At 39.7% G+C, this 13,709-nt stretch carries 10 protein-coding genes; 1 reads left to right on the forward strand and 9 read right to left on the reverse strand.

Annotated features, from left to right (window positions below):
- Nucleotides 1-148: 148 nt before the first annotated feature.
- The 7 genes from sohB to EGT34_RS06015 all read right to left on the reverse strand — a co-directional run bounded on the left by sohB (nucleotide 149) and on the right by EGT34_RS06015 (nucleotide 9,777).
- On the reverse strand, nucleotides 149-1,111 hold the full coding sequence (gene sohB, locus EGT34_RS05985; protein WP_000897185.1) for a protease SohB: 963 nt from the start codon (nucleotides 1,109-1,111) through the stop codon (nucleotides 149-151).
- A gap of 147 nt (nucleotides 1,112-1,258) precedes the next feature.
- Nucleotides 1,259-2,161: a phosphate ABC transporter ATP-binding protein PstB gene (gene pstB / locus EGT34_RS05990; protein WP_001091973.1), complete on the reverse strand. Its 903-nt coding sequence runs from the start codon at nucleotides 2,159-2,161 to the stop codon at nucleotides 1,259-1,261.
- A gap of 13 nt (nucleotides 2,162-2,174) precedes the next feature.
- The gene (gene pstA / locus EGT34_RS05995) at nucleotides 2,175-3,572 is read right to left on the reverse strand and encodes a phosphate ABC transporter permease PstA (protein WP_000107954.1); all 1,398 of its coding nucleotides are present in this window, start codon (nucleotides 3,570-3,572) and stop codon (nucleotides 2,175-2,177) included.
- A complete protein-coding gene (gene pstC, locus EGT34_RS06000) occupies nucleotides 3,569-4,948 on the reverse strand; it encodes a phosphate ABC transporter permease subunit PstC (protein WP_024437079.1) in 1,380 nt (459 codons plus the stop codon). The genes pstA and pstC overlap by 4 nt, the downstream gene beginning before the upstream one ends.
- Before the next feature lie 100 nt (nucleotides 4,949-5,048).
- Nucleotides 5,049-6,080 carry a substrate-binding domain-containing protein gene (locus EGT34_RS06005; protein ID WP_001238909.1) on the reverse strand — a complete coding sequence of 344 codons (1,032 nt, stop codon included), beginning with the start codon at nucleotides 6,078-6,080 and terminating at the stop codon, nucleotides 5,049-5,051.
- 455 nt (nucleotides 6,081-6,535) lie between these two features.
- Entirely contained in the window at nucleotides 6,536-7,915 is a 1,380-nt protein-coding gene (locus EGT34_RS06010; RefSeq protein WP_000339843.1) for an amino acid permease, read from the reverse strand.
- 140 nt (nucleotides 7,916-8,055) lie between these two features.
- The gene (locus EGT34_RS06015; protein ID WP_000469459.1) at nucleotides 8,056-9,777 is read right to left on the reverse strand and encodes an alpha-keto acid decarboxylase family protein; all 1,722 of its coding nucleotides are present in this window, start codon (nucleotides 9,775-9,777) and stop codon (nucleotides 8,056-8,058) included.
- Nucleotides 9,778-9,911: 134 nt separating this feature from the next.
- On the opposite strand from EGT34_RS06015, the gene EGT34_RS06020 reads away from it, so the two are divergent.
- On the forward strand, nucleotides 9,912-10,397 hold the full coding sequence (locus EGT34_RS06020) for an Lrp/AsnC family transcriptional regulator (protein ID WP_000357090.1): 486 nt from the start codon (nucleotides 9,912-9,914) through the stop codon (nucleotides 10,395-10,397).
- Between the two features lie 71 nt (nucleotides 10,398-10,468).
- On the opposite strand, the gene EGT34_RS06025 is transcribed toward EGT34_RS06020, so the two are convergent.
- Together EGT34_RS06025 and EGT34_RS06030 are read right to left on the reverse strand one after the other, a co-directional pair.
- Nucleotides 10,469-11,899: an aldehyde dehydrogenase family protein gene (locus EGT34_RS06025; protein WP_024437081.1), complete on the reverse strand. Its 1,431-nt coding sequence runs from the start codon at nucleotides 11,897-11,899 to the stop codon at nucleotides 10,469-10,471.
- Between the two features lie 276 nt (nucleotides 11,900-12,175).
- Entirely contained in the window at nucleotides 12,176-13,708 is a 1,533-nt protein-coding gene (locus tag EGT34_RS06030; RefSeq protein WP_000227387.1) for a pyridoxal phosphate-dependent decarboxylase family protein, read from the reverse strand.
- Between the last annotated feature and the right edge of the window lies 1 nt (nucleotide 13,709).

Consider the following 13,709-nt stretch of genomic DNA (forward strand, 5'->3'; position numbering starts at 1 on the left):
ATCAACAATTTTTTTTGAATCTTTATTCAATATCTATTTTTTATAAAAATGAATTGTCGTTCCGGCAATTCAAATCAAATTCTTTTAATCTTTCGCATAAAAAAGAGCACCCCTAAAAGGCACTCTTTAATTTGAAAATATATCTTAATTAAAATTTAGTATCGCGCATTTGAACTAAAGTTGAATTCGCTTTTGCTAAAGTATCAGCCACTTTATTCATTACAGCCGGAATCAGGCTATCTGCCATTTGAGCTGCTTGTAAGCCTAATTTTTCACCCAAAGTTGCTTTTTTACGGGTATTAATTACATATACATCATGCTGAGGTAACAATGCTAATAGATACTCATCGGAAGTTTGTAGTTTATCTACAAGGTTTAAATCAAGTGCATCTTGACCATACCAATGTTCACCTGTAGCAACCTTGTCTACATTAAGCTGTGGACGATATTTCTCTACAAAGTGCTTAAACAACACATGCGTTTGTTGTAGCTCTTCTTCAAACTTCGCCTTACCTTCAGGAGTATTCTCACCAAACATGGTGACAGTACGTTTATATTGTCCTGCTGTGTAAAGTTCGAAGTCCACGTTATGTTCTTTTAAAAGACGATTAAAATTTGGTACCTGAGCCACAACACCAATCGAACCCACAACAGCAAACGGTGCAGAAATAATTTCATTTGCAATACAAGCCATCATGTAGCCGCCACTTGCCGCAACCTTATCGACACAAATCGTTAAATGAAAACCTGCGTCACGCAAACGAACCAATTGAGCTGCCGCCAATCCATATCCATGAACCATACCACCCGGACTTTCAAGACGTACCACAACACGGTCACGTCCAGCTTTAGCCGTTGCTAAAATAAGGGTGATTTCTTCACGAAGATTTTCAACCGCAGATGCCTGAATGTCACCTTTAAAATCTAAAACAAAAATTTTCTGGTTGTTCTTACGGCGAATTTTAGCTTCTTTTGCAAGTTGTTGAGCCAATTGTAAAAGCTCTAAACGACTTGCTGTGGTTTGTGCAATTTTTTTTCTCTGTTCATTTACACGTGCATTTAAATGACTAACACGTATTTCCGCAGGGAGTTTAGGCAAATGGAATAACATAAAATTCTATGCTCATAAGTTTGTCTTTATAGCCTTAAGATGTGGTTCTTTTGATTAAAATTCAATAGCGATTTTGCAAAATAGAGTCATTTTCATTTATTAAATAAAAAAAAGAGCACGAGGCTCTTTTTCTTTTACAACGATCAATTAACCGAAACGGCCAGTAATGTACGCTTCTGTCAATTGGTGGTCAGGCTGAGTAAATACTTTCTCTGTAGAGTTTACTTCAATCAAATCACCTAAATGAAAGTAAGCAGTACGGTCTGAAACACGCGCTGCTTGTTGCATCGAGTGCGTTACAATAACGATTGTGTATTGATCAGAAAGTTCAGAAATCAGCTCTTCCACTTTTGCCGTTGCGATTGGGTCAAGTGCAGAACATGGTTCATCCATCAAAATCACTTCTGGACTTACTGCAATCGTACGTGCAATACATAAACGTTGTTGCTGACCACCAGATAAGCCAGTACCCGGTTGGTTTAACCGATCCTTCACTTCTTCCCATAGACCTGCTTTACGCAAGCTATTTTCAACAATTTCTTCTAGGTCATATTTGTCACGTGCTAAACCGTGTAGCTTCGGACCATATGCCACGTTATCAAAAATAGATTTAGGAAATGGATTTGGCTTTTGGAACACCATACCAACCTGTGCACGCAGTAATACAACATCCAGATTTGGATCATAGATATTTTTGTTATCTAAAGTGATCTTACCTGTCACACGACAGCCATCAATCGTGTCGTTCATACGGTTTAAAGTACGCAGGAAAGTCGATTTACCGCAGCCTGATGGCCCAATAAACGCAATTACTTCATTTTGATAAATATCTAAATCGATGCCTTTAATCGCTTCAAAGTCACCATAATAAACATGGGCATCTTGTGCACTGATCTTGATTTCGGTTGAGTTTGGCTTTTTTGAAGCGTGTGGTTCAAAATGCGAAACGTACGAAGTGCCATGATGCAGTTGTGTATCTGTAAGTTGAGATTGTTCAGTATTCACTAACTTATCCTTTTCTAAGGAATTCGTAATATCAATAGTATTCATGATTTATCCTCTATTACCAACGCACTTCGAACTTTTTACGTAACCAAATTGCAAGACTGTTTAAACCAATCATTAATGCAAGAAGTACGATAATCGCAGCAGCAGTACGGCCTTCGAAGAAGTTACGCAACTCATTACCCTGCCATAGATAAACTTGGACAGGTAAAGCAGTTGCTTGATCAAATGGAGTGGTTGGAACACTTGCAACGAATGCACTCATCCCGATTAAAAGTAAAGGTGCAGTTTCACCGAGTGCGTGTGCAACACCAATAATTGCACCCGTCATGATGCCCGGCAATGCTAACGGTAAAACATGATGGAAAACGGTTTGTACTTTAGACGCACCTAAACCTAGGGCAGCTTGTCGAATTGAAGGTGGCACAGCTTTTAAAGAAGCACGTGTTGTAATAATGACTGTTGGTAGTGTCATTAAACTTAATACCAAACCACCGACAAAAGGAGCTGACAACGGTAAATGCATCCAACCAATAAAGATTGCAGCACCCAATAAACCAAACACGATTGAAGGTACAGCAGCAAGGTTATTAATGTTGACTTCAATAATGTCTGTAATGACATTCTTTGGAGCAAATTCTTCAAGATAGATTGCGCTGGCAACACCGATTGGAATTGAAATAATGATCACAATCAGCATCATGAATAATGAACCCATGAATGCGCCTGCAAGACCACTAATCGCTGGTGAACTACGAGAGTCAGGATTCTTAAATAAAGTGGTATTAAAGGTATTTTCAAGTACACCTTTTGCTTTAAGGTCATCTGCCAGCTTGCGGATTTCCGGATCAAGTTGCTGCTGGTCATCTGGTAATGAGCGGTCAATATTACCCTTCAGCCATACATCTACATTGGCATCACCCAAGAAAGTTAGGTTCTCTTTTTTTCCAATGAGTGATGGGTCAGCAAACACCATATCACGTAAGCGATAAGCTTCAGAACTTGCATAAAGGCTACTTAAATAATCGCGTTGTGATGCAAGTGAAGGATCTTTAGCAATCATGCCATTTACGATCAGGCTATCCCAATCGACCATCCCCATTTTTGTTTGCCAATCGACATAACGTTCTTGGTAATGTGCAGGTGTTTCACCTTGTGTACGTACCGGCACTGGACCTGCATCAATTACTTTAGGATCGAAGTAGACTGGTACATTCATACTGGTTTGCCAGAATGCCGGTAAACCTTTTGCCAAAATACTGCCAAACAGTAGCGCAACGAATGCAAGACCAATAACAACTGCTGACAAACCTGCAAAGCGGAAAGCTTTTTCTTTGCGGTGACGTTTAGCCAGTGATTTTTCAATCACTTTTTTACGGCGATCACGTGCCTGAGCAGCGGCTTGTGGATCAAATACGTTCTGATCCATAGGAGACGATGTATTTGATGTACTCATTCGTATTGCTCACGGTATTTACGCACAATGTACAGTGCAACAATGTTTAATCCTAAAGTGATCACAAAGAGTGTTAATCCCAGTGCAAATGCCACCAAGGCCTGTGGGCTCGCAAAATCAGTATCACCCGTTAACTGTTTTACAATGGTTACGGTAACTGTCGAAACAGCTTCAAACGGATTTGCATGTAGAAGTGGACTGTTCCCTGCTGCCAAAACCACAATCATGGTTTCCCCTACGGCACGCGAAACAGCCAATAAAAATGCCCCTGTAATACCTGGTAAAGCTGCCGGTAAAACCACTTGGCGAATCGTTTCTGATTTGGTTGCGCCCAGTCCTAACGAACCATCACGAAGTGCACGAGGAACTTGAGTAATAATGTCATCAGACAAAGATGAAACGAATGGGATAATCATAATTCCCATTACAAAACCGGCAGTCAAAGCACTGGTTGCATTAATTTCAATACCAACATACGCACCAGCAGCTTTAAAGAATGGCCCAATAATCATCATGGCAAAAACACCATAAACGATTGTTGGAATACCCGCTAAAACTTCAATGGTAGGTTTTGCCCATGAGCGTAACCACGGCGAAGCATACTCAGCTAAATAAATAGCAATCATTAAGCCAACAGGTACAGCAACTAATAAGGCAATACCACTGACCATGAGCGTGCCCCATAGTAATGGTAATAAACCATAACTACCTTCTGCATTACCTGAAGTACTAAAGCCGGGGTTCCATTCTGTACCAAAGAAAAAGTCGATTGGACTTACAAAATGGAAGAAGTGCATTGCCTCACCAAACATCGACATTACAATGCCGATCGTGGTTAAAATTGCAACGCCAGAACATAAGATCAAACCAACATTAATTGCACGCTCAACTTGATTACGTGCGCGATATTCTTGGCTGATTTTTTTCTTTGCCCACACTAAGCCCAACAAAGCGGCACAGACAACAACAGCAAATTTGGCAAAAGAGCCAATAGTTTGAAATTTTGCATATTGCTGAGCAGCAGCCAACTCATAAGCCGCGGGATGATCACTTACCCCAAAACCAGAAGCGATCGCTTGAATTCGATCAACAAGTACACTTCTTGCTGCTTCATCTAGAGAAGCTGTCACAGAAGCAGGTACGTTGTTAAAGATAATATGATTTAAAATACTTGGCTCAACCAAGTTCCAAATGATCAAAATTAAAAAAGCAGGGATACCGCACCAAAGCCCAACCAGTGCGCCATAATAACCTGGACGAGAATGTAATGTCGCCGAGTTGCTTCCCTTACCTGCTAGGTGGCGGCTCTTTCTCAGCCCAAGTTGATATGCAATTGCCACAAGGGCTAACAACACACCGATAAGTAGCAGATTCATGTATTCTCCACTGTTTTCTCAATTGTCATAATTTGGGAAAAACGTGTTAGACAAAAAGGCTGATGATCGCTTGAGATCACCAGCCCCTATTCAAACTAACTTATTTAACAGTTTTACCTGCTTTAAAGTCAGCTAAAACTTTAGCGCGTTCTGCATCAGACATCGCGATTAAACCATCACGCTCAGCTTTAGAACCTTTACCAGTCGCTTTTTTGCTTAGGAAGTATTCTACGTATTGTGGTAAACCTTTAACTGATTTTAAGTGCTCGCCTTTTACATAGAAGTATAGTGGACGAGATACAGGGTATGTACCATTTAACACAGTTTTCTCAGAAGGAACTACGTTGTTTACTGTCGCTACACGTAACTTGTCACGGTTCATGTCATAGAAACTTAAACCAAATACGCCTACTGCACTTGGAGAAGTTTTTAAGCGAGCTAGAGTTTCTGTATAGTCACCAGCAATTTCAATTACACGGCCGTCTTTACGGAAAGTAGAACATGCTTTCTTTTGAGCGTCTTTGTCTAAGCTCTTGAAGTATTCATACGCTTCGCAACCAGCTTCAACCATTTTTTCTTGGAAAACTTCACGCGTACCGTGGTTAGACGCAGGAATAACAAGCGTAATAGGCTCATTAGGAAGTGATTTGTCAATTTGGTTCCAGTTTGTATAAGGGTTTGGAACCAATTTACCTTTTGAAGGTAACTGTGCAGCTAAAGCAGCAAACACATGGTAAGGTTTTAATTTATAAGCTGCTTTGCTTGAGCTAGACGCAAATACAATACCGTCATAACCAATTTTGATTTCTTGAATTTGTTTTACACCAGCTTTGTTACAAGCTTCGATTTCAGTGCTTTTAATTTTACGAGAAGCGTTTGCAACGTCGATTGTGTTGTCACCAACACCTTGACAGAACTGTTTTAAACCAGCAGAAGAACCACCAGAACCTACGACAGGAGTTTTAAATTGAGGGAATGTATTACCAAACTCTTCAGCTACAACGCTGGCAAATGGTAATACAGTTGAAGAACCAGCAATTTGAATCGTATCACGAGCTGCATTTGCAGTCGTTGTTACAGCGGCCCCAGTTACTGCTAATGCAATTGCGATTTGACGTGGATTTAAGCGCATTCTGTTCTCTCTCATTAATGCAATAGGTTGTACGTCACTTTTTGTTGAGTGCTTGTACGCTCTTCGATAGCTGCATTGTGAATAGAAAATATGACAAATAAGTTACAGTATTATGACGCTTTCATGATTTTTATAATGTTCATTGTCACATTTTTAAATCTATTTTATATCAATTATTTAAGATGATTTTATAAGTCCTTTGCTATTTAGATTTAATGGGAAATATGACAAATGTTCAAAATGATAAAATTATAATTATGCTTAAATTATAAAAACTTAAGTAATTTAATGAATTGATGTTACAAAATTATTTTATTGACACAATTCTCAATTTTTTACGTGTCACCTTTATTTTTAAAAAATTATTTTGCCCGAACATGAAAATATTATGACAAAACAAAAACGGTTACCTGCCTTATGTCAGATAACCGCAATATCACTGTAAATTTAGCTTATTAGTTTGATTGTACTTCCGGCATTGCGACCATTTTTTTACGATACTTAAAGAAATACATAATCGCTAAAACCGCAAGCCAGATAGGCCCCAAAATAACAGCGAGTCTCATATCTGGTGTCATCGCCATAATAATGAGAATGAAACATACAAAGCTAATAGTTAAATAATTACTCCATGGGCTAAGAATACTTTGGAATTTGGTTTGACGCTTTTGCAATTTCATTGCTTTGGTAAATTTCAAATGCGTGACTGAAATCATAAGCCAGTTAATAACAAGCGCAGCCACAACCAACATCATAAAGAGCTGAAAAGCTTGACCTGGAATTAAATAGTTGACCACTACACAGACTGCTGTAATTGAAGCAGAAACAATTGCTGCAGGGACCGGAATACCGCGGCTGTTCACTTTTTTCAAAATTGCTGGCGCATTGCCCTGCTCTGCTAAACCATGCAACATACGACTATTACAGTAAATACAACTGTTATAAACCGAAATAGCAGCAATCAAGACCACAAAGTTCAGAACATTCGCAACGCCATTACTATTGAGGGACTGGAAAATTAAGACAAACGGGCTACCGCCTTCTGCCACCATATTCCATGGATAAAGACATAAAAGAATACCGATTGCACCGATATAAAAAATCAGGATGCGATAAACAATCTGGTTTACTGCCTTTGGAATTGTTGTTTCAGGTTTTTTCGTTTCAGCCGCAGCAATACCGATAAGTTCTAGACCACCGAATGCAAACATAATGACAGCCAAAGCCATAATAAAGCCATGAATACCATGCGGGAAGAAACCACCGTGTTGCCATAAATTTGCAACACCCGCTTGCGGACCTGCTGAGCCTGAAAGTAAAAGATAAGCACCGAAGCCAATCATACTTAAAATCGCAACAATTTTAATGCAGGAAAATAAGAACTCCGATTCCCCAAAAAAGCGGACATTTACCAAGTTAATGCCGTTAATTAAAATAAAGAAAAATAGAGCGGTCAGCCATGTCGGAATTTCTGGCCACCAAAACTGAATAAAAGTACCAATCGCACTCAGTTCGGCCATACTCACCAGTACATACAAAACCCAGTAGTTCCAGCCAGACATAAAACCAGCCATTTTGCCCCAGTATTTGTTCGCAAAATAACTAAAAGAGCCGCTTACTGGTTCTTCAACAACCATTTCACCTAAATGACGCATAATCAAAAAGGCAATAATTCCTGCAATTGCATATCCCAATAAAATTGAAGGACCTGCCAGTTTAATTGTTTGTGATAGTCCTAAGAATAACCCTGTTCCGATCGCCCCTCCGAGTGCGATGAGTTGAATATGCCGATTGGATAAGCCTTGTTTTAACTCGTGCTTATTGTTTGCATCCATAACATTATCTCCAATGTTGGTGTCACTTCCTGTACACCTTTATTCAGCACCATATCCGAAGACCAGAAACCGACCTTCGGACATAAGTTGCTTTAGTATGAGTCCATTTAATTTTTGAGAAGACGTGTCCTATCTTCTATTTAAAAAGAGATTGCATCCTTACATTTAACGGGTTGGGAACGCTCCTTTAAAATTTCGTAGCCGCGATCACCGTAGTCAAAACGTGCAATCACAGAAGCAAATTTTTTCAAACTCACCGGTGCATCCATTGCTGGTAGTTTCAATTCAATAAAGGTTAATTGATCATTTTGCTGAACGTTGTCTAAAACACTCTTCAGCTGTCCAGCAGTCTCAACCACATAAGTTGTATGGCCTTTTTTACCGTTAAATACCGCTGGAATTTCAGTGTATTTCCAGTTTTGCACGTCGTTATAGGCAGCGTTTTCACCCATAATTAAACGTTCAATGGTGTAGCCGCCATTGTTCAACAAGAAAATAATTGGTTTTAAACCATGGCGGATAATCGTAGAGAGCTCTTGTACCGTAAGCTGGAATGAACCGTCACCAATAAACAAAATTTGACGACGCTCAGGAGCAGCTAACAAACTACCAAGCAAAGCTGGCAAGGTATAACCAATAGAACCCCAAAGCGGCTGAGCAATATATTTAGCTGTAGCAGGAAGTTTGATACCTGACAAAGCAGAGTTTGAGGTCCCTACTTCACCAATAATCACATCATCTTCTTTTAAGAACCCTGAAATGTAGTTCCAAAGCACATCTTGGCTAAGCTTCTGTTGAGCTGGCGCTTCAATTACTTTCTGAGGTTGTTTTTCAAGAAGAGGTATTGACGATTTACGTGGCGCAACTTTTTTATTTAGCTCGACAAGTAATTGTCCAATTTCAATACCCGGAAAATCCTGACCAAAAATATTTAAGCCATAAGATTTAATTTCGATGTAGTTCTTGGTCTCAATTTGATGCGTAAATACAGCTGAGCCTACATCGGTAAAGCGTGCGCCAACACCAATTAAACAGTCAGATTGTTCAATGATATTTTTCACATGCGGTTGGCTTGCCCCACCCACATAAGTTCCGATGTAACGAGGTGAGCCTTCATCCATAATATTTTTTGCAGTATTCATACCTGCAAATGGAATTGAGCATTTCTGAGACAAATCATTTAAAAGTGAAGTTACACCAAAAACTGAGGCTTCATTATCAATTAAAAGCGCTGGACTTTGAGCATTCTCAATAATGTCACAAAGTTTGCTTACTACACTTTGCAATAATTCAGGTTCAACAGCTGGGTAGCTTAGGTCGAGTGGACGCTCAGACACTTCAATTTTAACGTGAGTAATATCACCTGGTAGTTGGATGTGTACAGGACGGCGTTCAAGGAAACACTGACGCAATACGCGGTCAATTTCAGAAGCTGCATTTGCAGGAGTTAAACGAGTTTGGGCAACTGTGAACTCTTTCATACAGTTCATAATGTTGTCGTAGTTACCATCAACTAACGTATGGTGTATGAGAGTGCCCTTTTGAACTGCATGTAAAGGTGGAATACCTGAGATATGAATAAGAGGTACATTTTCTGCATAGGCACCGGCAATACCATTAATGGCACTTAAGTCACCTACACCATAAGTGGTTGCCAAGGCAGAAAAACCGTTAATTCGTGCATAACCGTCTGCTGCATACGCAGCATTTAATTCATTACAATTTCCAATAAATTCGAGTTGTGGGTCTGCTTCAACTTGTTCTAGATATGAGAGGTTAAAATCACCAGGTACACCAAAAAGATGTTGGATACCCATTTGTTTTAGACGAAGATTTAAAAATTCACCAATTTCTATGAACATTGCTCTATATCCTTTGAGACCAATTTTTATTCCATAGAAAAATAATATTTCATCTATCTTTTAGATTTCGTGCATAATGAAAACGCATTTTAATAAAAATACATGATTTGTGTATCATAAAAGGATTTTATGCAATGGATAAGTTCGACTGGCAAATCATTCAGGCACTACAAAAGAATGGACGACTCACCAATCAGGAAATTGGAGATTTAATCGGTTTATCTGCTTCTCAATGTTCAAGACGACGTCAATTGCTTGAACAAAAAGGCGTGATCCTTGGTTATACGGCACGCATCCAGCAACAGGCGCTAGGGCTGGAAGTTACAGCGATGATTCACATAAACTTAAGGACACACGAGGCGAAATCACAGCAAGCTTTCCAAGAGCTGATTGAAGCTGAAGACAACATTCAGGATGCATTTTCAATTAGTGGTGATGCAGATTTTATTTTAAAAGTCGTTGCTGAAAATTTAGAACAGCTTTCTCAATTTGTGACTGAAAGATTACTTTCTTATAATTTTATAGGCCACATAAAGTCTTACATTGTTCTTAAAAAAATTAAAGAACAGAATCATTTTTTAATCAAGCCTAAAAGCATGAGCTATCATCACTCTCAATAAAGTAACTCAGCTTTTCACTCTTAAAAGTGAAAATAAAAAGGCGGATACTAAATCCGCCTTAAAATTAATATTTAGACTTTACTAATATGGACCGTTTGTCCAATCGTATTTTCAAGCAAACCTTCCAAACCAAACTCAGCGCCTAAGCCAGACATTTTCCAGCCGCCAAAAGGTGCATGAGGCAGTACTTCTGCATGGGTATTAATCCAGACCGTTCCGCATTGAAGCTGTGTAGCGTAGGTCTGTGCGGCTTTAAGATCAGAAGACCAGATTGAACCACCCAAACCAAACTCACTGTCATTGGCACGAGCAATAGCATCGTTGATATCGGTATATTTTAAAACAGGTAACACTGGACCAAATTGCTCTTCTTGCACCACACGGCAAGAATCAGAAACTTCAGTCAAAATAGTTGATGCAATAAAGTAGCCCTGCTCTGGTAGCTGTTGTTGTCCAGAAAGTGCTTTTGCACCTTGTGCAATCGCTTCAGTAATCAGAGCTTTTACCTTGTTATATTGCATTTGGTTTTGTACTGGTCCAAATGTTGTAGAAGATGCCATACCATCCCCCACAACTTGAGCGTTAGCAATATCAGCTAACTTTTGAGATAAAGCTTCATATTGACTTTCATGCACATATAAACGCTTCAACGCTGCACATGTTTGACCAGCATTCAAGAACGCCATATTAAAAATCTTAGCAGCAATTTCATCGATATTTGCATCTGGTAATACAATACCAGCATCATTACCACCAAGCTCTAAAGTTAAGTGTTTTAGCTGCTGAGCTGCACCAGCCATAATGTGCTGCCCTGTTCGAGTTGATCCCGTAAACACGACTTTTTGCACATCTGGATGAGAAGATAATGCTTCACCAATCTCACCAGCACCAACCATAATTGAGATCACACCTGCCGGAACTTCTTGCTGAATGATTTCACATAGACGTAAAGTCGATAATGGTGTGTATTCCGAAGGTTTGCTAATGACAACATTACCTGCACGTAAAGCAGGCATGATATGCCAAACTGCAATCATGAGTGGCCAGTTCCATGGCGTAATTGAAGCCACTACACCCAATGGTTGGCGATGGCGTTCAATACGTTTAGTTTCACTGTCTTCAATTACTTCTACCGGTAAATCCATAGAAGCCGCATAACGCGTCCAGCCAATTGCACCTTGCACTTCCATTTGTGCCAGTGCGAGTGGTTTACCTTGTTCAAGCACCACCAGCTCTGCAAGCATTTCAGCGTGCTTTTCAATACCATCTGCAATCTTGTTTAAAATTGATTTACGCTCATCATGCGAGACAAGCTGCCAAGCTTTAGAAGCCTGTTTAGCTGCACTAACAGCTTGATTCACTTGTGCAACTGATGCTTTTGCACAACGTGCAGCAGTTAAGCCTGTAGCAGGGTTAATAATTTCCAGTTCACCTTGTTCACCTGAACAAAGTTGACCGCCAATAATAAGTTTAAATTCATTAAGCATATTCGCTTGTTGCATTTCTTCTTCCTTGTCTTAATTGTAATTACGACTTCTTACTTTATGTAGTATGGTTTAAAGCAAGTGCCGTATTGATATATCAATGCGACCAAAAAATCGGGAACATACCAATACAATAAGAAATTTGCTCACCATAAATCATGCATAATTATTTTTGTTTTTTGAAAATATGCATGTTTTGTGCATATACCCTTCTTCTGATACACACTTTTAATAAAAATAATATGTAATAAAAAAGCCCGGCAATAAACCGAGCTTTTTGGGGTATCAACTCAATTAGTCGATTGGTGGTACGTAGTTACCAGAAGCAATCGCATCTTTAATACGTTCAGCTTCAGCCAATACTTGAGCTAAAAGGTTCTTAACGTTGTCGACAGTTACTACAGGGCTTAATGTTGTCATCTTCAATGACTGTACATTACCAACTTTTGTTACACCGATATTTGCTTCACCACGTGCAAACAATTCATCTGCTACGTTTTGGTTCAAGCTATCGATAAACTCAACTGGGTAACCTTCCGGAACAACACGGAACAATACCGAAGCAAATTGTGGTTCAACTAAAAGCTCTAAACCATCAGTTGCCTTGATGTAATCTGCAACTTCACGAGTCAGTTTTACACCATGGTCAATCATTGAACCATATAGCTCTTCGCCGAGTGATTCAATGGTCATCCACAATTTTAAAGCATCAAAACGACGAGTCGTTTGTAATGATTTAGACACAAGGTTAGGTACGCCATGCTCTTCATCATAAGCAGAGTTCAAGTACTCAGCTTCGTAGTGCATGAAACGATAGTTCGCTTCATCTTTCAACAAGAACGCGCCACAGCTAATGCTTTGGAAATAATGCTTATGGAAGTCGAGGGTAATCGAGTCAGACAACTCAATACCATCAAGCATTGCACGATAGTCATTTGACAAGATCAGTGCACCGCCCCATGCAGCATCGATATGCATCCATGAACCATACTTATTAGTAATTTCACGGATTTTTTTCAATGGATCAATTGCACCAGCATCGGTTGTACCCGCTGTCGCAACGACACAAGCAACAACTTTACCTTCAGCTTGAAGATGCGCCATTGTTTTTTCAAGAGCATCAACATCCATCTGTGCATTTTCATTCACAGGAACAGTTACAACTGACTGGAAGCCCATCCCCATCATTGCCATGTTCTTTTGCACAGAGAAGTGAGCATTTTCAGAACAAATGACTTTGACGTTTTTCATTGCTTCAGCTGGAATACCGTCGCGCTGTACAGACCATGGGTTACCATTTTCGTCTTTCCAGTTTTTCGCAATGCACCAGTCACGAGCAAGTAACACACCCATCAAGTTAGATTGAGTACCGCCAGAAGTGAAAACACCAGCCTGACCAGAACCATAACCTACTTTTTGACGCAACCAATCAATAAGCTGAACTTCCATTAATGAACCTGCCGGGCTTTGATCCCATGAGTCCATAGACTGGTTAGTTGCATTGATTAACACTTCCGCGATCTGGCTCATCACCATGGTTGGGCAGTGTAAATGTGCTAATGAATGTGGATGGTGTACTTTCAAGCTTTTATTCAAGAAAAGCTCAATCATACGTTGAAGAGATTGTTGTACACCCATACCTTCTTTTGAAGGTTGGAAAGAAATTGCTGAACGCAACTCTTTAATGCTACCGCCTGTGTACATTTTTTCATTTTGCAACCATGCTGAAACGGCTTTTACCGCTTCGCCCATTGCTGACTCATAGTCAGCAATGGATTGTGCATCATTGCAGAGTAACGCTTTACGATGTTCTGCAAAATCCACCATA

The sequence above is a fragment of the Acinetobacter sp. FDAARGOS_558 genome (assembly GCF_003937785.1).
Taxonomy (GTDB): Bacteria; Pseudomonadota; Gammaproteobacteria; order Pseudomonadales; family Moraxellaceae; genus Acinetobacter; species Acinetobacter baumannii.